The sequence below is a fragment of the Demequina sp. genome, from assembly GCA_024707205.1.
Lineage (GTDB): Bacteria > Actinomycetota > Actinomycetes > Actinomycetales > Demequinaceae > Demequina.
This window is the reverse complement of record JANQAD010000001.1, coordinates 482,219-503,121: the sequence shown is the minus strand read 5'-3', so window position 1 is coordinate 503,121 and position 20,903 is coordinate 482,219. Positions and strand designations below refer to the sequence as shown.

Here is a 20,903-nt window from a genome sequence, read left to right as displayed (position 1 = left end):
GCCCGCTAGGCCCTGAGCACCTTCTCCATCGCCTTGCCCTTGTAGAGCTCGTCGACGAGCTTGTCGAGGTAGCGAATCCTCTGCATGAGCGGGTCCTCGATCTCCTCGACGCGCATGCCGCAGATGACCCCGGTGATCTCGCTCGCCTTGGGGTTGAGCCGCGCCTGGGCGAAGAAGTCGGCGAATGAGGTGCCTTCGCTGAGGTGCTTGCGCAGCTGCGGCTCCGTGTAGCCGGTGAGCCAGCGGATGATCTCGTCGAGCTCCGCGGTGGTGTGGCCCTTCTTCGCGAGCTTGGTCTCGTAGTGCGGGTACACCGAGGCCACGGGCATCGCGAAGATCTTCTGCGCGCGGTCTGCCATCCGGTCAGCCTACGCGGGCTGCTCCAAGCCCGGCTAGCCTTGAGCCATGACCCTCTCCCACGACCAGATTGTCGCCCTGCCCAAGGTCCTGCTCCACGACCACCTCGATGGCGGGCTGCGCCCGGCGACCGTGATCGAACTCGCCGCAGAGATCGGCCACGAGTTGCCCTCCACGGATCCGGTGGAGCTCCAGCGCATCTTCACCGAGAACGCGAACTCGGGCGACCTCGTTCGCTACCTCGAGGCCTTCGCGCACACCACGGCGGTCATGCAGAGCGAGCCGAATCTGCGCCGCGTTGCGCGGGAGGCGATCGTGGATCTCGCGAGGGACGGCGTTGTCTACGCGGAGTTGCGCTACGCCCCCGAGCAGCATCTAGCAGGAGGTTTGTCCCTTCAAGAGGTAGTCGAGGCGGTCCAGGCCGGCATTGAGGAGGGCGTTGCCCAGGCGGCGGAGGAGGGGTTCGGGATCCGCGGTGCGGCGCTGCTATGCGCCATGCGCCACCTTGACCGATCGCTCGAGATCGCCCAGCTCGCGCTCGACAACAGGGGCGAGTGCTGCGTCGGCTTCGACATCGCGGGGCCGGAGTTCGGCTTCCCGCCCTCGCAGCACCGAGAGGCGTTCCAGCTGCTGCGGGAGGCGCTCATGCCCGTCACCATCCATGCGGGAGAGGCCGACGGCGCGGCCAGTTGTGGCGAGGCGCTCGGCTTGGGCTCGGCTCGCCGTCTTGGGCACGGCGTTCGCATCTGGGAGGACATCGAAGGCTTCGGCACCGACGACGCGGTGCTGGGCGTGATCGCGCAGGACGCGGTGGATCGCCAGATCGCTCTCGAGTGCAGCCCAACGTCCAATGTGCACACGGCGGCGGCGAAATCGATTGCCGAGCACCCCATCCACGGGCTGCGGGACCTTGGCTTCGCGGTCACCATCAACACGGACAACCGGCTGGTCTCCAACGTGTCGGTGAGCGGGGAGTTCGAGGCGCTCCAGGGTGCCGGCTGGACCACGGAGGACTTCCTCGAGGCGACCCTCACAGCCGCGTGGTCGGCCTTCATGCCGTACGACGAGCGCGGCGATCTCGCGGAGGCCATCCTCGAGGCGTACGAGGCGCTCTAGCCCCATATCCGGCAATCGACGTTCGCGGCGCAACCAGCTCGCCACCGGCATAGGCTGGAGGCATGCGACGCAAGGAGACACTGTGACTGGCGCATCCCCATCCACCGGCGTAGAACCGGTCGTCCTCGCGCCCACCGCGCGTGCCATGGAGGTCATCGGGGGCGACCTGACGGAGAAGAGCCTGCGCGTCTATCTCGAGGGTCTGCCCGGCGTCGACGCCGTTGGCCTCCAGGCCCGCGCGGCCTCGCTTGGGACTCGATCGATCAAGACCACGTCGAAGGCGTGGGCGCTCGACGCGATCATCCGCATGATCGACCTGACCACCCTTGAGGGCGCTGACACCCCTGGCAAGGTGCAGTCTCTCGTGGCCAAGGCGCTCACTCCCGACGCCTCCGACCTGACGACGCCCCGGGTGGCGGCGGTCTGCGTCTACGGAGACATGGTGCAGTACGCCAGGGCGGCGCTCGGCACGGACAGCGGCGTCAACGTCGCCGCGGTCGCCACCGCGTTCCCCAGCGGCCGCGCGGCGCTCCCCATCAAGCTCGCGGACACCCGGGACGCGGTGGCGGCCGGCGCTGACGAGATCGACATGGTGATCGATCGCGGCGCGTTCCTCGCGGGCCACTATGGCCTGGTATTCGACGAGATTGTGGCCGTCAAGGAGGCGTGCAGGCGTGACGACGGCTCGTACGCCCATCTCAAGGTGATCCTCGAGACCGGCGAGCTCGTGACCTACGACAACGTGCTCAGGGCGTCGTGGCTGTCGATCCTCGCAGGCGGTGACTTCATCAAGACGTCAACGGGCAAGGTGCCATCGGCTGCGACCCTGCCGGTGACCCTGCTCATGCTGCAGGTGGTGCGCGACTGGTACCGCCTCACGGGCGAGCGCATTGGCGTGAAGCCCGCGGGCGGCATTCGCCACTCCAAAGACGCCATCAAGTATCTCGTGACGGTCGCCGAGACCGTAGGCGAGGACTGGCTGGACCCGCACCTGTTCCGCTTCGGCGCCTCGAGCCTGCTCAATGACGTGCTGCTGCAGCGCCAGAAACTCGCAACCGGCCAGTACAGCGGCCCCGACTACGTAACGGTGGACTGAGACCATGGCACCTTCCAAGCAGCGCTTCCTTGACTACGCGCCGGCCCCGGAGTCGTCGTCGATCCTTCACCTGAAGGACTCGTACGGGCTGTTCATCGACGGCGAGTTCGTTGACGGCAGCGGCAAGGCCTTCTCCACCATCTCTCCCGCCACCGAGAAGAAGATCGCCGAGATCGCTTACGCGGACCCCAAAGACGTTGATCGCGCGGTGGCCGCTGCGCGCAAGGCCTACGAGCGGTCCTGGTCCACTCTCAGCGGAGCCGATCGCGGAAAGTACCTGTTCCGCATCGCGCGCCTGGTGCAGGAGCGCGCCCGCGAGCTGGCGGTTGCCGAGTCGCTCGACAACGGCAAGCCCATCAAGGAGAGCCGCGACGTCGACGTGCCCCTAGTAGCCGCGTGGTTCTTCTACTACGCAGGCTGGGCGGACAAACTCGAGCACGCCGGGTTGGGCCCCAACCCGCGCGCCCTCGGTGTTGCGGCTCAGGTGGTGCCGTGGAACTTCCCGCTGCTGATGCTTGCGTGGAAGATCGCGCCCGCGTTGGCCGCGGGCAACACCGTGGTGATCAAGCCGGCCGACACCACGCCGCTGTCGGCCCTGATATTCGCCGAGATCCTGCAGCAGGCGGACCTGCCTCCTGGCGTGGTGAACATCATCAACGGCGGCGGCGACACGGGCGCGGCGCTCGTCAACCACGTCGACGTCAACGCCGTGGCCTTCACCGGCTCAACGCCCGTTGGGCGGATCATCGCGAAGTCCGTCGCCGGCACCGGCAAGAAGGTCACGCTCGAGCTTGGCGGCAAGGCCGCGAACATCGTCTTCGATGACGCCCCGCTCGATCAGGCGATCGAGGGCATCGTCAACGGCATCTTCTTCAATCAGGGTCACGTGTGCTGCGCCGGTTCCCGGCTGCTCGTGCAGGAGAACATCGAGGACGAAGTGGTGGAGCGTCTCAAGGACCGGCTCTCCACGCTCCGCCTCGGCGACCCACTGGACAAGAACACGGACATCGGCGCCATCAACTCGCGCGCCCAACTGGACCGGATCCGCGAGCTCTCCGACATCGGCGAGGCCGAGGGCGCCACACGGTGGAGCGCCCCGTGCGAGATCCCGGCCAAGGGATTCTGGTTCGCCCCCACGATCTTCACGGGAGTCGAGACCAGCCACCGCATCGCGAGGGAGGAGATCTTCGGCCCCGTGCTCAGCGTCCTGACCTTCCGGACCCCTGCAGAGGCGATCTCCAAGGCCAACAACACCCCGTTCGGGCTTTCCGCAGGGGTGTGGACGGACAAGGGCTCCAAGATTCTCGCGGTCGCGGACCAGCTGCGCGCCGGCGTGGTGTGGGCCAACACCTACAACCGCTTCGATCCCGCGTCGCCCTTCGGCGGCTACAAGGAGTCCGGGTACGGGCGCGAGGGCGGTCGGCACGGATTGGCCGCCTACCTCGCCAGCGGAAAGGCAGAACGATGAGCCACCTCCCCATTCCCAAGACCTACAAGCTGTACATCGGCGGTGCCTTCCCGCGCAGCGAGTCGGGCCGCGTCTACGAGGTCACGACGGCCAAGGGAGCCTTCCTCGCGAACGCGGCGAAGGCGTCACGAAAGGACGCGAGAGACGCGGTCGTTGCCGCGCGGGCGGCCTTCGCGGGCTGGTCGGGCGCCACGGCGTACAACCGCGGTCAGGTGCTGTACCGCATCGCCGAGCTGCTCGAGGGGCGCAGGGCCCAGTTTGTCGAGGAGCTTCAGCTCACCGACGGCATCACGGTGTCGGCCGCCCTCAAGCAGGTGGAGGCGGCTATCGACACCTGGGTCTGGTATGCGGGCTGGGCCGACAAATATGTGCAGGTGGCAGGCAACGGCAACGCCATGAGCGGCCCGTACTTCAACATCTCGGTTCCGGAGCCGACGGGTGTGGTCGCGATCATCGCCCCCGAGGGCCAGGGGCTGCTCGGCCTGGTGAGCGTCATCGCCCCCGCGCTCGTCGCGGGCAATACTGTGGTCGTGGTGGCGAGCGAAGCCTCGCCGCTGAGCGCCATCACCCTCTCGGAGGTGCTCGCGACGAGCGACGTGCCGGGCGGGGGTGGTGAATATCCTCACGGGTTCCGCGGCGGAGATTGCGCCGTGGCTCGCGGGCCACGCCGATGTCAATGCGCTCGACCTCGCGGGCGCTGGCAACCTCGACTGGGTGGACCTGCAGATCACCGCGGCGGAGACGCTCAAGCGTGTACTTCCGCCGGAGCCGGGGGTGCCCGCCGCAACGCTCGGACGCATCACCTTCTTCACCGAGACCAAGACGGTCTGGCACACGAAGGCGCTGATCTGACCGCCTAGACGCCCAAGACCGCCCTGACGTCGGCCTCCAAAGCCATCATCTCCTCTTCGGCGAGCGCCCGCGCGGAGGCGACATCGCCGTCGGCCACCGGCTTGATGACCTCGAGGTACGCCTTGACCTTGGGCTCGGTTCCCGAGGGCCGGATGATGACGCGCGCGTTTGACGCGGTCGCAAGGTGGAGGCCCGTGGTCGGCAACAGTCCAGCGAATCCCTCGCCCATGTCGTCGGTCGAGGTGACAGCCGAGCCCGCGAGCCGCTCTGGCGGAGCGCCGAGCACTCGAGCCATCGTGGCTGGTATCTCGGCCAGATCGGAGTAGCGAACGGCCACCTGGCGCGTCAGATAGACCCCGTACTGGCGCGCGAGGTCGTCGATCGCGTCCGAGAGAGTGCGGCCCTCGGCCTTGAGGTCCGCGACGAGCACGGCCATGAGCGTCCCCGCGCTGATCCCATCCTTATCGCGAACGTGGGCGGGGTCCACGCAGTACCCGATCGCCTCCTCATAGCCGTAGACGAGGCCCGGCACGCGGCTGATCCACTTGAACCCGGTGAGGGTGTTGACGTGGCTGTGGCCGTGCCGTTCGGCAATGGCCTTGAGCTGGCGCGAGGACACGATCGAGTTCGCGAGCACCTGCGAGCCAGGCGCCATGCGCAGCAGCGCCCTGTGGGCCGCGACCTTCTCGCCAAGCAGCGAGCCCACCACGTCGCCGTGGAGCATGCGCCACTCGCCGTCGATGACTGTGGCGACGGCGCACCGATCGGCGTCGGGGTCGTTGGCGATGACCACGTCCGCCCCCACCTCGCGAGCGAGCGCGAGCGAGAGGTCGATCGCGCCCTTCTCCTCCGGATTGGGGAACGCGACGGTGGGGAAGTCCGGGTCCGGGACGGCCTGCTCGGCCACCTCGTGCACGTCCGTGAAGCCCGCCTCGGCGAGCGCCCGCTGCATGCACTCGGAGCCCACGCCATGCATCGAGGTGATGACCACGCGCGTGTTCGCGCGCCGCCCGTCGGGGTCCGGGCGCACGGAGGCCGCGGCGTGCACAAAGTCGTCGACGACGGAGTCGGGGATGATCGTCCAGCCGTCCTCAGCGCGCGGAACCCCCAGCACGGACGGCACCGCCTTGATGCGCGAGGCGATCTCGCCGTCGTACGGCGGCACGATCTGCGACCCCTGCCCCGAGTCGGAAACCGCGCGTCCTCCCAGGTAGACCTTGTATCCGTTGTCTCGCGGAGGGTTGTGCGACGCCGTCACCATCACGCCGGCGTCGGCATTGAGGGCAAGCGTCGCGAAGGCGAGCATGGGAGTTGGCAGCATTCGCGGCATGAGCCTCGCCTCGTGCCCGGCGGCGGTCATGACCGCCGCGGTATCCACGGCGAAGTCGGTGGAGCCGTGGCGCCCGTCGTAGCCAATGACCACCAAAGACGGCCCGACGGTGTCGCTGAGATAGCGCGCAAGCCCAGCTGCCGCTCGGATCACCACGGCGCGGTTCATGCGGTTGGGTCCTGCGCCGACTGCGCCGCGCAGCCCGGCCGTGCCGAACTCCAAGGTGCCCTTGAAGCGATCCTCGAGGTCCGCGAGAGCCTCCTCGTCGCCGCCCTCGGCGGCGGCGATCAGCTGTTCCAGCTCCGCGCGGGTGCGAGCGTCGGGGTCATCCTCAACCCAGCGTCGGGCCGTATCAAGCAGGCCGTTCATGACAGCCTGGCAACGATATCCGCGAGCAGCCGCGAGATGCGGGGGCCGGACTCGCGGCCCACGTCGAGCACCTCGCCGTGATGGAGCGCCTCGCCGCCGATCCCGGCCGCGAGGTTCGTGACGAGCGAGAGGCCCAGCACCTCCATGCCGCGCTCGCGCGCCGCGATGACCTCGAGCGCCGTGGACATGCCGATGAGGTCGGCGCCCCAGCGGGTGGCCATGCGGACCTCGGCGGGGGTCTCGTACTGCGGGCCCGTGAACTGGATGTACACGCCCTCCGGGAGTGTGGGATCGATCTCATGTGCGAGGTCGCGAAGTCGCTGCGAATAGGCAGTGGTGAGGTCCACGAAGGTGGCGCCCTCGAGCGGGGTGGCGCCGGTGAAGTTGAGGTGGTCGCTGATGAGGACCACCGAGCCGGGGCCCACCTCGGGCCGCGAGGAGCCGCAGCCGTTCGTGACCACAAGGGTGGTGCAGCCCGCCGCCGCGGCCATGCGAACGCCGTGAGCCACCTTTGACGCGTCTCGTACCTGGTAGAAGTGCTGTCTCGCGCCCAAGACCAAGACGGCGCGGCCGTCGGGCGTGCGCAGCGATCGCATGAGCGAGGAGTGGCCCGCGACCGCGTGCGCGTCGTAGCCGGGGATCTCGCCGGCCTCGACGGAGGCGACCTCCTCGCCGATGAGGTCGGCGGCGCCACCCCAGCCGGAGCCGAGGATGAGGGCGATGTCGTGGCGTTCAACGCCGGTCTTTGATGCGAGTACGGCCGCGGCCTCCGCCGCGGCACTGAGGGCGGTGTCCATACGGTCAACACTAGTCCGGCGGTCCCCTGTGGCGGTGGCTGTCGGTCACAATAGAACCCATGACCTCACGCGTAGTGATCGTCGGGGGAGGACCTGGCGGCTACGAGGCGGCACTTGTCGCCCGTAAGGCGGGAGCCGAGGTGACGCTCATCGAGCGTCAGGGCCTCGGCGGCAACGCCGTCCTCACCGACGTAGTCCCCTCGAAGACCATCATCGCCACCGCTGAGTGGCTCACGATCGCAGGCCGCGCCCCGGAGCTGGGCATCGCGGACTCTGACACCACCGCCGATCGCCTGCGCGCTCGAGTGGACATGGGCGCCGTCAACGAGCGCGTCCGCAAGCTGGTGCTCAAGCAGTCGCACGACATCTCGCTGCGGATGGCGAGGAACGACATTCAGGTTGTCAACGGCACGGGGCGGCTCGTCTCCGCGACTCGGGTCGCCACCGATGACGACGAGTTCGAGGCCGACGCGATCCTGCTCGCGCTGGGCGCCTCGCCCCGCGTGATGCCCAGCGCGGAGCCCGACGGTGAGCGGATCCTGACCTGGACGCAGCTCTACGACCTCACGGTTCTCCCGGAGCACCTCATCGTGGTCGGCTCCGGCGTGACGGGCGCGGAGTTCGCCGGGGCATACAACCTCCTCGGTTCGCAAGTGACCCTCGTCTCGTCCGGCGACCGTGTGCTCTCCAACCAGGACCCAGAGGCATCGGCGCTCATCACCGAGACCTTCGCGCGCCGTGGCATGACGGTGCTGGGCCGCGCTCGCGCGGAGAAGGTCGTCAACCAGGGCGACTCCGTGGTCGTGTTCCTCGAGGACGGCCGCGTCGTTGAGGGCTCCCACTGCCTCATGGCGGTCGGTTCTGTGCCCAATACCAGGGACGTTGGCCTGCCCGACGCTGGGGTTGAGTTGGATTCGCGCGGTTACGTGACCGTGGACAGGGTTTCGCGGACCTCCGCTCGCGGGGTGTATGCGGCGGGGGACTGCACGGGAGTGCTGCCCTTGGCGTCGGTCGCGGCGTCCCAAGGCCGCATCGCGATGGCGCACGCGCTCGGAGACGCGGTGGCGCCGATAGAGCTCAAGACCGTGGCGCAGAACGTCTTCACCGCTCCCGAGATCGCTTCCGTTGGTGTCACAGAGGACCAGCTCAAGGAGCGCGGCATCTTCTACCAGGTCTCTCGCCTGGACCTCGCGCGCAATCCGCGCGCCAAGATGCTCGGCATCGACGAGGGCTTCGTGAAGATCTTCGGCCATACGGTGACGGGTCAGGTGCTTGGCGCGATATTTGTGGGCACCCGCGCGTCAGAGCACATCTGGCCACTCGCCCTTGCGGTGTCGCACCACCTCACGGTGGATGACATCGCCGCCTCGTTCACGGTCTACCCCTCGCTCAGCGGGACCATCGCGGAGGCCGCGCGTAGGCTCCACAACATGACGGATCCAGGAAAGCACTGAGCCCTCAGGCTTGCTACAGGACGCGGTTCTGAGGGACGAATGCGCCGTCGATCCCTCTGGTTGCGGAATTCCTGGCGGCCCAGAGGGACGATCCGTCGAATCATCCCTCTGGGCCGTTGCGACTCAGTCCTTCTTGGGCCGGAACATCATCGATGCCTGGACGATCATCGTCAGCACGATGCACACGCCGAGCACCACGAGCGCCCACCACCACGCGAAGATGATTGCGAGCGCCACCGCGGCGCCGATTCCTGCGACCCAGATGGCGCCCGTGTACATCCCGAATCGCGCCGCGGCCCGCGGGTCGTTCCACTCGCCGCCCTGATGCGCCGAGTAGTTCGCGCCGAGGTCGCGAACCCACGCCTTGTGGCGGTTGGTCTGGGTGGCGCCGAGCCACGAGAACAGGCCGATCGACGCCAACGCGAGCACGCCTCCGGCAACGGCGAGCGCGACTGCCGAGGTGTCATACGCGAACGCTCCGAAGCTCGCGAGCGAGGCGACGCCGGCAAACGTCGCGACGCCCCAGCCAACGGCGCGACCCAGTGGCATCGCATAGTTGTTGCTCGTCTCCTGGTGCAGCGAGTCCGCCGTAACGAACCCCAAGATCGCGGCGCCCGCCAAGCCGAGGCCGAGCACAGCGTCGGCGCCTCCGCCGATCACGTCGAAGCCCGCGAGGACCGCGAGCGTGAGGGCCGCCGCAGCCGCAACGCTCAGCAGCGTCGTCCGCACCACGAAGCCCGGGTTGGGGCGCACCTTGTTGCGCATCGCGAGCTCGGCGACCGAAGGCTTCTCGGTGGAGGCCTGCGCGGGAGTCCCAAGCAGGTCCTCGACGGGTCCGAGCTCGTCGATGGCCTTGCGCGCCGCGTTGGCGGGGGTGAGGCCGGTCGCCTCGAGCTCGGCAGCGCGAGCCATGAGGTTGGCGCGGATCTCTTCCTTCAGCTCGCGCGTCTCTGGGGTTATCTCGACGGATTCGAAGGCCTCGTCGAGCAGGCGGTGGATGTCGGTGTTCATTACTGGTCCTTCACGTCGAGGAGGGTGTCGATGATGCGTCGCGTGGCGACCCACGCGGCCACGCGGCCGCGATAGACGGCGCGCCCGGCGTCGGTGATGCGGTAGTACTTGCGCCTGCCGCCCTGGGACTCGTCCCCCCAGTACGACTCCACGAGGCCGTCCTTCTCGAGACGGCGGTACGTGGCGTAGAGGGTCGCTTCCTTGATCTCATGCTCGCCGCCGGCAGCGTCGCGGATCGCCTTGTGGATCTCGAATCCGTAGCTGTCTCCGCGTCGGAGCACGCCGAGCACGATGGTGTCGGTGTTGCCGCGGAGCAGGTCCGCGGCGAAGGGGTCTGTTTCGTTCACGTCAAGTACTGTATCACATCAAGTACCTAATGACGCAAGCCCGACGCTGGGGTTGGGTTTCGCGCCACGGTCCGCCGGGTGCGGCTCAGGTTCCCGACGGACGAAGCGCGCGGGCATCCCGCTGCGGCCGCAGGCGGACGTCCGGCCCTAGGAGAACAGCGCCTGGCCCACGTACTCGCCCGCGCCAATACCGCCAGGCACCGCGAACAGCGCGGATCCCGTGGTCTGCAGGTACTCGAGGGTGAGCGCGTCGGACTTCGACAGCTGGTTCTGCACGGGAACGAACTGCGTGCGCGGATCCCGCACGTACGCGAGGAAGAACAGCCCGGCGTCTAGCCGCCCGAGCGAATCCGCACCGTCGGTGAAGTTGTAGCCACGGCGCAGCATGCGCTGGCCGTTGTTGGTGTCCGGGTGCGCGAGCGTCACGTGCGAATCCGTGGGGATGAGCGGCTCGCCATCTCCTCCCTCGCGCGAGAAGTCCGGCTCGGTGAACTCGTTGCCGCCGCTCAGCGGTGCACCGGAGCCCTTCGTCCGTCCAATCGACGCCTCCTGCTCGGAGAGCGACGTGCGGTCCCAGATCTCGGCGCGAATGCGAATCCGCCTGGCGACCAGGTACGACCCCGTGGCCATCCACGCCTGCCCGTCCCCAGCGTCGGCCCATACGAAGCGGTCAATCTCAGAAGTCTCCTCGGCGCGCAGGTTGCGCGTGCCGTCCTTGAATCCCATGAGGTTGCGGGGCGTTGTCTGCGTGGTGGTCGTGGACGAGGTGCGGCCAAAGCCGAGCTGCGTCCACCGAATCGCGGCGGTGCCGAACGCGATGCGGGACAGGTTGCGGATCGCGTGCACCGCCACCTGCGGATCGTCAGCGCACGCCTGGATGCACAGGTCGCCGCCGACGAAGGTGGGATCGAGGATGTCGCCGCCGAAGTGCGGCAGATCGATGAGCTGCTCCGGCCTGCGGGACGCGAGGCCAAAGCGGTCAACGCCGTCCTTCTCGAAGAGCCCGGGGCCAAAGCCAAACGTGATGGTCAGCCCGGACGCGGGCAGGCCCAGCGCCTCCCCAGTATCGTCGGGCGGCGCCACATAGGACCCCCCAACCGCCCCGGACCCAAGCTCCCCGCCCGCCATGAGCCTCTCGGCCGCCTCGGTCCAGGCCTTGAGCAGCGCAATCACGTCATCGCGGGATGAGGTGGTGAGGTCGAACGCCGCGAAGTGCAGCCTGTCCTGCTGGGCGGTGACGATGCCGCTCTGGTGCTCGCCGCGGAAGGCGTACGACTTGAGGTCGAGCGTGGACGCCGTGGCGCGCCCCGCCGCGAAGCCGCCGGCGCCCGCGATAGCCGCCGCCCCCACAACGCCCGCGCTGACGCCCAACACCGCCCGACGCGAGGGTCCCTTTGGAGCGGGAGTCTCCTCGGCGTCGGGCTGGGTGGTGGGCTGTGACACGGCGCCTAGGATACGGCCGCGGCGGTGAGCTGGGAGAGCGGCTCGCTCAGCGCGTTGACCGAGTCGGAGAGCTCCTTGACCTGGTCGGGAGTGAGCTCGGTGTAGAGCACAAAGCCGTCGTCGAGGGAGCCGTACTTCGCGAGCAGTGCGTTGAGGTCCTCGAACCGGGTGTCGAGCGTCTTCACGAGCTCGGGGTCAGACTCGTTGACCACGTCGCGCAGTACGGCGAACGCCACGTAGGCGCCGTCCACGTTGGCCTGGAAGTCCCACAGGTCCGTGTGCGACCAGGTCTCCTCCTCGCCCGTGACCTTGGAGCTCGCGACCTCGTCGAGGAGGCCCTGGGCGCCGTTGCCGATCTGAGAGGCGTCGAGCGTGAAGTCGTCGGCGTTCACCTCGGACGAGAGCGTGGCGATGTTCGTCTTGAGGCCCTCCGCGAGCGCCTTCTGCTCATCGGCGGTGAGGTCGAAGCCCTCCGCCGGCGGCCACAGGTTCTTCTCGATCGCGTGCCAGCCGGTCCACTCGTCGCCCTCGGCGACGTCGGCCTCGCGGGCGTCGGTCATGGGGTCGAGGTCGCCGAAGGACTCGGCTACGGGCTCGATCCGCTCCCAGTGGACGCGCGCGTCCGCGTAGATCGAGCGCGCCTTGTCGTAGTCGCCGGCCTCGTATGCGGCGACGAAGTCGTCCGTCATCTGCACCAGGGTCTGCACCTCGTTGCGCACGTACAGGATGTACTGCTCGGATGCAGTGGTGAGCAGCTCCTCGCGGTCCGCGTCAGGGGCGGCCGTGGACTCGGACGCGGTGACCGTGAAGGCGGTAGCGACCCCGTCGCCGACCATGCCGGGCTTGCACGTCGCGTAGTACGAGCCCTCCGGGACGCGCACGACGAGGTCGCGGGTGATGCCGGGGCCGAGGTTCTCGACCTCGGAGATGATGCGCAGCTTGTCGTCCGCGACGATCTCGAACTCGGTGACGTCCTTGCCGTCGTTGGTGACGGTGAAGGTCACCACGCCCGCGGGCGCGGAGGCGGTGGCCACCTTGCACTCGGTGTCGGTGGCGGAGACGGCGATCGCCTTGGCGTCGTCCGTGCTGTTGGGCACGCACGCGGCGAGCGCGAACGCGGACATGGCGGCGAGGGCGGCGGCTGAGACGGGGGTACGGAGTTGCATGTGGTTCCTTGGGTGTTAGGCGCTCTGTGGAGCGTCTTCTTGGGCGAGGTCCGACGCTGGGGACACCACAGCGTCGGGCCTTGGCTTTGGGGCGCCGAAGGCCTGGCGCACGAACAGGATCATCACCGGGATCAGGTACGCGAAGTACGCGACCGCCTGGAGCACGGTGGTGGCGGGGGAGAAGTTGAAAATCGCCTTGAGGAAGGTGCCGAGCACCGTCGACGGCCCGATGGTCGCGGACACGTCCCACGCGAGGTTGTTGAGGCCGGGCAGGATTCCCGCCTCCTGGAGGTCGTGAACACCGTAGGCGAGCACGCCCGCGGCGACGATGACGAGGAAGACGCCCGTCCACTGGAAGAAGATGCGGAGATTAAGGTGCAGCGCGCCGCGGTAGATGAGCACGCCGAACAGCACCGCGGCGGCGAGCCCAAGCGTGGCGCCGATGACTGGGCCGGCGGTGGAGCCGGAGCTCTGGATGCCGGCCCAGAGGAACAGGGCGGTCTCGAGGCCCTCGCGGCCAACCGCGAGCAGCGCCATCGTGATCACGGCGCCGGAGCCCACCGAGATCGCGCGCTCCATGGAGCCCTCCAGCTCTCGCTTGAGGAAGCGGGCGTTCTTGCCCATCCAGAAGATCATCCAGGTGATGAGGCCAACGGCGACGATGCTGAGCGTGCCGCCGATCGCCTCTTGCGCCTCGAAGCTGAGGCCCTGCGGGCCGAGCGTGAGAATCGCGCCGAATACGAGAGAGACAACCACCGCAATGCCTACGCCGATCCAGGCCTTGCTCAGCAGGTGGCGCCGCTCGGTTCTCACCAGGTAGGCGATGAGGATGCCGACAACGAGCGAGGCCTCAAGGCCCTCTCTAAGGCCAATGAGGAAGTTGGCGAACATGCGGCGGCTTTCCCTGGTGGGGCGATGGGGCGGCGCGGCGAGGCGCCTAGGCGAGACTAGGGCCGTGGGTCGTTTTTGCGCAAGTTCAGACTTGCGTTATTCCGCGTCTGCGATGTCGCAGATGATGGTGCCTGCGCTCACGCCAGCGCCGACGCTGAGGCTGAGCCCGCGGATGACGCCCGCCTTGTGCGCGGTGAGAGGCTGCTCCATCTTCATCGCCTCGAGCACGACGACGAGATCGCCCTCGGCGACCGCCGCCCCATCCTCGACGGCGACCTTGACGATCGTGCCCTGCATCGGGGAGGTGAGCGTGGTGCCGCTTGCCGCGCGTGCGGGGCCGGTTGAGCGTCGGGCACCGCGGCGAACGGGACCCCCGGCGCGGGCGCGTCCCGCCTGCGCCAGTGCGGCCGGCAGCACCACCTCGAGCCGCTTGCCGCCCACCTCGACGATCACGCGCTCGGTGGCGGCTCCTTCGATCGCCTCCGTGGTGGCGGTCGCCGAGCCGAGGCGGGCGACCGTCTCGGCAAACTCGGACTCGATCCACGTGGTGTAAACGCCGAAGTGGCCATCGGCCGCGACAAACTGCGGCGCCTCGAGCACCGCACGGTGGAACGGCACCACGGTGGGGATGCCCTCAATCTCGAGCTCCGCAAGCGCTCGCCTGGCGCGCTGAATCGCCTGCTCGCGCGTGGCGCCGGTGACGATGAGCTTGGCGATCATCGAGTCGAAGTTGCCGCTGACCGTGTCGCCCTCGACCACGCCGGCGTCCACTCGCACGCCGGGGCCGGTGGGGAAGTTCAGCGTGCGGATGGTGCCGGGCGCGGGCATGAAGTTCGCGGCCGGGTCCTCGCCGTTGATGCGGAACTCGATCGAGTGGCCGCGCGCCGGCTGTGGGATGGTCACGGGCTCGCCGGCCGCGATGCGGAACTGCTCGCGGACCAGGTCCAGGCCCGTCACCTCCTCGGTGACCGGGTGTTCCACCTGCAGGCGGGTGTTCACCTCGAGGAAGCTGATGGTGCCGTCGACGCCAACGAGGAACTCGCAGGTACCGGCGCCTTCATAGCCCGCCTCGCGCAGGATCGCGATGCTCGCCTCGACCAGCCGCGCGTTCTGCTCGTCTGTGAGGAACGGCGCCGGCGCCTCCTCCACGAGCTTCTGGTGCCGACGCTGCAGGGAGCAGTCCCTGGTAGACACCACAACGACCGTGCCGTGGCGGTCCGCGAGGCACTGCGTCTCCACGTGACGAGGCCTGTCAAGGAAGCGCTCAACGAAGCACTCGCCGCGGCCAAAGGCTGCGACGGCCTCACGAGTGGCGGAGTCGAAGAGCTCCGGAATGTCCTCGAGCATGCGCGCGACCTTGAGGCCGCGCCCGCCGCCGCCGAACGCCGCCTTGATGGCCACGGGCAGACCGTGCTCTTGTGCGAAGGCGACAACCTCGTCGGCCGACTTCACTGGATCCGGAGTGCCGGGGACGAGCGGAGCGCCCGCCCGCTGCGCGATGTGGCGCGCGCTCACTTTGTCGCCGAGCGCCTCGATTGCGGCGGGGCTTGGCCCGATCCATACGAGTCCCGCGTCGATGACGGCCTGAGCGAACTCGGCGTTCTCGGCGAGGAATCCGTAGCCGGGGTGAACCGCCTCCGCCTCGGCGCGCTTCGCAACGTCGATGATCTTGGCGATATCCAGGTAGGTCTCGCGAGCGGTGCTGCCGCCGAGCGCGAACGCGTCGTCCGCGAGGCGCACATGGGGGGCGTCGCGGTCGGGGTCCGCGTACACGGCCACGGAACGCAGGCCGGCGTCCTTGCAGGCACGAATGATGCGAACTGCGATCTCTCCACGGTTGGCAATGAGCACGGATGCGAAGGCAGTCACCGGCCAACGGTAGCGCGGCCGCGTGATGGCTCCCTAACCGGCTGGCAGGTGTTGTGGCAACTTTGCGCGGCGGCACCATCTGTTTAGGAGCGTTTTGTAGGTTCTAGCCAAAAAGCCTGCCCGACGCTGTGGTTACGGGCGCGTAGGTTGTGGCCGTTCTACAAAGGGCCGGGTTAGCGCAGTTCGTGGAACGCGATGCCGAGCTCGCCGAGCAGGCGGCGCACGAGGGGCAGGCTTACGCCGACCACGCCGTGGTAGTCGCCCTCCATGGACTCGACGTAGGGGCCGCCGAGACCGTCGACGGTGAACGCGCCGGCCACGTTGAGCGGCTCTCCTGTGGCCACGTAGGCGTCGACTTCCTCATCCGTGAGATCTGCGAAGTGCACCGTGGTGGAGCTGGTCGCGCCGGTCGTGGCGCCGCGGCCGACTCGCGCATCCACGAGCCAGTGGCCCGTGTGAAGCACTCCCGTGCTTCCGCGCATCGCGCGCCACCGCGACGCGGCCGTCGCCGCGTCGCCCGGCTTGCCGAGGATCTCGCCGCCGAATTCGAGCATCGAGTCGCACGCGAGAACAAGGGCGGCGGGGGCGTGCTTCGTCACCACCTCCTCGGCTTTGGCTCGCGCCAAGGCGAGCACGGCGTCGGCCGGTGTGGTGCCTCGCAGGGAGGCGAGGATGGCGTCCTCGTCAACGTGGGAGACGATCACGCGCGGCTCGACCCCTGCGGAGCGCAGCGTCGACAGGCGCGCCGGGGACTGGGACGCGAGAACGAGGGGCAGGGCCATGCCGCCGAGCCTAACCGGGCGCGCGCGCCCGCCAGCCCGAGCATGTGTGCTCGGGGTGGAGCGCCAGCTCCGGCCACACGCGAAACCCGCACCTCAGCGGAGCCGCAGTTCCGCCCGGAGGCGACACACCGCACCCGGGTGGTGCGTCATGTCAGGTCAGGTGCGAACCCGGAACCGGGGTTCCACTAGCACCCCGGTGCGCTGAGAACCCGGAACTCTCGCTCCACAGGCTCACGCGTACTGCTTCGCCTGCAAGGCGTAGAGCTCCGCGTAGAGCCCGCCGAGGCCAACGAGTTCGTCATGGGAGCCGGACTCGACGATGTGGCCGTCGCCGACGACGAGGATCGTGTCCGCCATGCGCACCGTGGAGAAGCGATGCGAGACGAGCACCGTGATCGCCCCCGTGCGCTGCGCCACTCGGCGCGCGCCGAGCGCGTACTGCTCAAACAGGTTGTGCTCCGCCTGCGCGTCGAGGGCCGATGTCGGCTCGTCGAGGAGGAGTAGCAGCGGCGACTCGCGCATCATGGCGCGGCCGAGCGCGAGCTTCTGCCATTGCCCGCCGCTGAGGTCCGTGCCGCCAACATTGGACTTGCCAAGCGTCGTCTGCAGGCCATCGGTGAGGCGACGCATCACGTCTTCGGCGCGGGCGCGCCCCAGAGCCGCCGTGACCGCATCCGGGTCGTCGATGCTCGGCAGGCTTCCGAGTCCCACGGTCTGCTGCGCGGAGAACTCGAAGCGAGCGAAGTCCTGGAAGCCCGCGGAGATTCGCTCTCGCCACTGTTCAACCGGCATGCGGCTGAGGTCCGTGCCGTCTACCTCGATGACCCCGGAGTCGGGATCGTAGAAGCGGCACAGCAGCTTGACCAGCGTGGACTTCCCAGCGCCGTTCTCCCCGACGATCGCCACGGTGGCGCCCGCGGGAATGCTGAGGTCAACGTGGCTCAGCACCGGCTGGTCGGTTCCGGGGTAGGTGAATCCCACGTCCTTGAGCTCGATGCCGGAACTCAGCGCGTCGGGGACCACAGCGTCGGCCGGCTTGCCCTGCTGCGCCTTCACGACGCCGCGGACCCAGCGGATCTCCGCGAACATCGAGGCGGTGCGCTGCAGGCCCTGCATCATGGACACCGCGGAGGTGACCTGCGCGTTGACCTGTGCGGCGAGCGTGATGACCATGAGCACGTCGCCAACGCTGGCGTGGCCGTTGATGGCATCGCGCACCACGAGCAGTGTTGCGCCCACATAGGCGATGGCGAAGAAGACCTGCCCGATGGTCCGCAGGCCGGTCGCGCGGTACTCGCCGCGCATCTCGAATCGCGAGGCCTCGTCCCAGGCGCGCTGCTGACGCTCACGGACCTCATTCTCGAGGCCGCACGTGCGCACCTCCTTGACCGGACCGGCCTCGCTGAGGAGGGAGAAGAGGTGATTGGCCTGGCGAGTAGCAGGAGCTCCGGCGGTGCGCCCCGCCTTCGCGACTGCTTCGGCCTTGCGGCCCAGGATCAGCGGCGGAATGGCGCACACGGGGAGCAGCAGCAGCCACGGGGAGAGCGTCGCGAGGAGGAAGCCGGTGACGATGAGGCCCACGAGGACCGCGATCCCGCCGTAGAGCGACGCGACGGTGTTCCAGGCCGCGCGGTCGGTCTCGCGGCGGATGTAGGCCATGCGGTCCGCGTAGTCGGCGCGCTCGTGGTGCTCGAGGCCAACGGAACCGTTGGACAGCGCGGCTATGTCGCGTTCGATGAGCGCCGCCATGTCCTCCGCGGTCTTGAAGTAGAAGATGTGGGCGAAGTGCCCTGCGGTGAGCCCAAGCACCGCGAGCACGGAGACGGCGACGGCCCACATGACTGCCGCGCGCGCTTCGCCCGCAATGGTGTTGTCCACGATGCCGCGCAGTCCCACTGCGGCGAGCGGCATCGCGAGGGGGGACACCGTCACGAGCGTGAACCCCAGGATGAAGTTCAGCTTGCCCGCGCGCCACGCGAAGCGCAGCGTGTCGCCCATTCCCTGCAGCAGTTCCATCATGCGCCCTCCATGACCGCGGCGTCGGCGTCGTCATCGGCGCCAAGCCCCTCGCGGAATCGCCGCGCCTGCAGCTCGAACAGGCGGCGGTAGCGGGTGTCGCTCGCGGTCAGTTCGCTGTGGGACCCCTGCTCCACCACGCGACCCTCTTCGATCACGACGATGTGGTCCGCGCGCCTCACGGAGGAGAACCGGTGCGAGATCAGCACGGTGGTGAGCCCCTCTGTGAGCTCCATGAACTGGTCAAAGAATTCGGCCTCCGCGCGCACGTCGAGAGCGGCGGTCGGCTCGTCGAGCACGAGCACTCGCGCGCCCTTGTCCACGGCGTACAGCGAGCGGGCGATCGCGACGCGCTGCCATTGCCCGCCGCTGAGGTCGATGCCGTCCGCGTACGCCCTGGCGAGAATCGTGTCGAGGCCGAGCGGGGCGTCGGCCAGGGTTTCGAGCATGCCGGTCTTGGCCGCCGCCGCTTCTACGGCCGCGCGGTCGGGCGCGTCAAATGCGGCGCCCATGGCGATGTTGTCTGCGGCCGTGAACTCGTAGCGGACGAAGTCCTGGAACACCACGGACAGAGTGCGCCGCCACTGCGCCAGGTCGAGTTCGGCGATGTTGACGCCGTCCACGAAGATGCCGCCGCTCGTGGGCTCGTACAGCCGGGCCAGCAGCTTCATGAGCGTGGTCTTTCCCGCACCGTTGATGCCCACGATGGCCGTGGTCACGCCGGCCTGGATCGTGAGGTTCAGACCCGCGAAGACCGGCGTTGCCGAGCCTGGATAGGCGAAGTGCAAGTCGCGGAACTCGATGCTCCGCACCGGCGCGTTCGCGGGCACGGCGGTGGTTCCGCGCGGGGCCGTGTCTCGCTCCGCGACCTCCCGCTCTACGGTGAGGATGGCGCTCAGGGCGTTCATTCCGAACTGAGTGGAGGTGTCCGATTCTGGGAAGTCGCGGCCCATCATGAGCAGGCCGATGAGCGCCTGCAGCCCGAGCGTGAGCTGGCCCACGGTCATCGTTCCCAGCGCCAGCTCGCCCGCGTCGCCGCCGGTTCCCGCAGCACTGGCGGTGAGCGACACGAGCGCCCACAGCGTTGCGGCGAGCCCGATCGCGGAGTAGACGAGGTACGGCTTGAAGTAGATGCGCCGACGCTCGCGATCCGTGGGGTCGGCGAACTCGTGGAAGGCCTTCTCGTGGCCATCGCCGATCCACGGCATGGAGCCGAAAACGCGAATCTCCTTGGCCGCGACGGAGCCCATGGCGACGTCGCGGAAGTACAGGAGCCTGCGCCGCAAGTGTCCGTTGGTGCGCCACAGCGCCGAATAGGCGCGCAGCCCTCCGCGGTTGCCCGTTCGCAGCACCATGACGGCCACGAACATGCCAAGGGCGATCCATGGGCCGAGCAGCATCCACACGATGATCACGGTCGCGGCCATCTGCACGTAGCGCGCCACGAGATAGAGCATTCCCGCCACCGCGTTGCCCGGCGTGTGGAAGTTGTTCTCGAACCGCGTGCGCGCCTCGGAGAAGGTCGCGAGCACCTCGCCGTCCTCGAGGGCGCCGATGCCAACCGAGGAGGTCAGGGCCTCCACGGCCTCGTCACGGATGCGACCGTCCACGGTGCGCTGCACGGCGAGCCCGATCATCTGCTGGACCGGCGCCAGAATCTGCTGCAGCATGAAGGCGCCCGCGGCGATCAGGAACAGCCGCACCACGGTGGCGTAGGCGTCGGACTCCGTTCCACCACTCACCGCGGCGGCCACGTGGCCGATCATCGCGGAGGTGGCGACCATGAAGACGATGGGCAGGGCGCCGAGCACGATTCCCACGACGGCGAGCGCGATGACGCGGCCCCAGCCGGCCAGGGGCATGATCGCCCAGATGTTCAGGCGCGCACGAATCGCGGTGTCCCAGTAGCTGCGGACGCGAGAGCGAAACGATTCGGACACGGGGTCACCTTATCGGATGGCACCGACAGCCAAACCTACCCAGCGACCCCGTCCACCCGTTCGCACGCCCCGGCCACATCGTCGGGCAGAAGCGAGGTGAGAAAGGAGATCGCCGCCTCGTGGTGGTCCTCAGGAATCCTGTCGAGGAGCACCTCGCGCATGACGGCCGCGTGGGCGTCGCGAGCGTCGGCCACCGCTTTGGAGCCGGCGGGCGTGAGGACCGCCCAGGAGGCGCGCCGGTCGCTTTCACAGGCCCGACGCTCCACGAGCCCCGCTTCCTCGAGCCGGGTTATCGCGTGGCTGAGTCGGGAGAGCGAGGAGTCCGCAGCCCGAGCGACGTCGGCGAGCTGAACCTGGCCCCCGGGGTCGTTGGCGAGCGTCTCGAGGAGCATGAACTGGAAGCGGGACAAGCCCGTAGCCGCGCGCATGCGCTCGTCGATCATGCCCGGAACGGTCGTGAGAAGCGCGTTGTAGCGCGCCCACAGGATGCGCTCCCGCTCGCCGATCGCCGCCGTCTTCATCCGCACATCCTATCGTTTGACCCTTCAAGCAACCATGGACTACCGTTGTACTTGAAACGTCAACTAAGGGGAGATTGT

Annotated in this window: 17 protein-coding genes and 1 pseudogene; 5 read left to right on the top strand and 13 right to left on the bottom strand. The window is 68.5% G+C overall.

Annotation, left to right across the window (positions count from 1 at the left end; genetic code table 11):
• Positions 1–5: 5 nt before the first annotated feature.
• Entirely contained in the window at positions 6–359 is a 354-nt protein-coding gene (locus NVV57_02560; protein MCR6711631.1) for a DUF2200 domain-containing protein, read from the bottom strand.
• 46 nt (positions 360–405) lie between these two features.
• Here NVV57_02560 and NVV57_02555 point away from each other — a divergent pair, with 46 nt between their 5' ends.
• The 4 genes and pseudogenes from NVV57_02555 to NVV57_02540 all read left to right on the top strand — a co-directional run bounded on the left by NVV57_02555 (position 406) and on the right by NVV57_02540 (position 4,889).
• A complete protein-coding gene (locus NVV57_02555) occupies positions 406–1,473 on the top strand; it encodes an adenosine deaminase (GenBank protein MCR6711630.1) in 1,068 nt (355 codons plus the stop codon).
• 145 nt (positions 1,474–1,618) lie between these two features.
• Complete coding sequence (gene deoC / locus NVV57_02550; GenBank protein MCR6711629.1) at positions 1,619–2,569, top strand: deoxyribose-phosphate aldolase; 951 nt, start codon at positions 1,619–1,621, stop codon at positions 2,567–2,569.
• A gap of 4 nt (positions 2,570–2,573) precedes the next feature.
• Entirely contained in the window at positions 2,574–4,037 is a 1,464-nt protein-coding gene (locus NVV57_02545) for an aldehyde dehydrogenase family protein (protein MCR6711628.1), read from the top strand.
• A pseudogene (locus NVV57_02540) lies at positions 4,034–4,889 on the top strand (aldehyde dehydrogenase family protein). The gene NVV57_02545 and the pseudogene NVV57_02540 overlap by 4 nt, the downstream one beginning before the upstream one ends.
• Before the next feature lie 4 nt (positions 4,890–4,893).
• Here the strand turns inward: NVV57_02540 and NVV57_02535 are convergent.
• Together NVV57_02535 and NVV57_02530 are read right to left on the bottom strand one after the other, a co-directional pair.
• Positions 4,894–6,588 carry a phospho-sugar mutase gene (locus tag NVV57_02535; protein MCR6711627.1) on the bottom strand — a complete coding sequence of 565 codons (1,695 nt, stop codon included), beginning with the start codon at positions 6,586–6,588 and terminating at the stop codon, positions 4,894–4,896.
• The gene (locus NVV57_02530; GenBank protein MCR6711626.1) at positions 6,585–7,385 is read right to left on the bottom strand and encodes a purine-nucleoside phosphorylase; all 801 of its coding nucleotides are present in this window, start codon (positions 7,383–7,385) and stop codon (positions 6,585–6,587) included. The genes NVV57_02535 and NVV57_02530 overlap by 4 nt, the downstream gene beginning before the upstream one ends.
• 59 nt (positions 7,386–7,444) lie before the next feature.
• Here NVV57_02530 and NVV57_02525 point away from each other — a divergent pair, with 59 nt between their 5' ends.
• A complete protein-coding gene (locus tag NVV57_02525) occupies positions 7,445–8,839 on the top strand; it encodes an NAD(P)H-quinone dehydrogenase (GenBank protein ID MCR6711625.1) in 1,395 nt (464 codons plus the stop codon).
• A 123-nt stretch (positions 8,840–8,962) separates the two neighbouring features.
• On the opposite strand, the gene NVV57_02520 is transcribed toward NVV57_02525, so the two are convergent.
• From NVV57_02520 to NVV57_02475, 10 genes are all read right to left on the bottom strand, one after another.
• The gene (locus NVV57_02520; GenBank protein MCR6711624.1) at positions 8,963–9,850 is read right to left on the bottom strand and encodes a permease prefix domain 1-containing protein; all 888 of its coding nucleotides are present in this window, start codon (positions 9,848–9,850) and stop codon (positions 8,963–8,965) included.
• Entirely contained in the window at positions 9,850–10,197 is a 348-nt protein-coding gene (locus NVV57_02515) for a PadR family transcriptional regulator (GenBank protein ID MCR6711623.1), read from the bottom strand. Before NVV57_02515 ends, NVV57_02520 begins: the two co-directional genes overlap by 1 nt.
• Before the next feature lie 147 nt (positions 10,198–10,344).
• Entirely contained in the window at positions 10,345–11,640 is a 1,296-nt protein-coding gene (efeB, locus tag NVV57_02510; protein MCR6711622.1) for an iron uptake transporter deferrochelatase/peroxidase subunit, read from the bottom strand.
• 5 nt (positions 11,641–11,645) lie between these two features.
• A complete protein-coding gene (locus NVV57_02505) occupies positions 11,646–12,806 on the bottom strand; it encodes an EfeM/EfeO family lipoprotein (GenBank protein ID MCR6711621.1) in 1,161 nt (386 codons plus the stop codon).
• 15 nt (positions 12,807–12,821) lie between these two features.
• On the bottom strand, positions 12,822–13,697 hold the full coding sequence (locus NVV57_02500) for an FTR1 family protein (GenBank protein MCR6711620.1): 876 nt from the start codon (positions 13,695–13,697) through the stop codon (positions 12,822–12,824).
• A gap of 96 nt (positions 13,698–13,793) precedes the next feature.
• Positions 13,794–15,566, bottom strand: coding sequence for an ATP-grasp domain-containing protein (locus NVV57_02495; protein MCR6711619.1), 1,773 nt, complete (start codon positions 15,564–15,566; stop codon positions 13,794–13,796).
• 173 nt (positions 15,567–15,739) lie between these two features.
• Positions 15,740–16,348 carry a Maf family nucleotide pyrophosphatase gene (locus NVV57_02490; GenBank protein MCR6711618.1) on the bottom strand — a complete coding sequence of 203 codons (609 nt, stop codon included), beginning with the start codon at positions 16,346–16,348 and terminating at the stop codon, positions 15,740–15,742.
• Between the two features lie 231 nt (positions 16,349–16,579).
• The gene (locus NVV57_02485; protein MCR6711617.1) at positions 16,580–18,367 is read right to left on the bottom strand and encodes an ABC transporter ATP-binding protein/permease; all 1,788 of its coding nucleotides are present in this window, start codon (positions 18,365–18,367) and stop codon (positions 16,580–16,582) included.
• Positions 18,364–20,304 carry an ABC transporter ATP-binding protein/permease gene (locus NVV57_02480; GenBank protein ID MCR6711616.1) on the bottom strand — a complete coding sequence of 647 codons (1,941 nt, stop codon included), beginning with the start codon at positions 20,302–20,304 and terminating at the stop codon, positions 18,364–18,366. The genes NVV57_02485 and NVV57_02480 overlap by 4 nt, the downstream gene beginning before the upstream one ends.
• Positions 20,305–20,339: 35 nt before the next feature.
• Positions 20,340–20,825: a MarR family transcriptional regulator gene (locus NVV57_02475; protein MCR6711615.1), complete on the bottom strand. Its 486-nt coding sequence runs from the start codon at positions 20,823–20,825 to the stop codon at positions 20,340–20,342.
• Positions 20,826–20,903 lie beyond the last annotated feature (78 nt).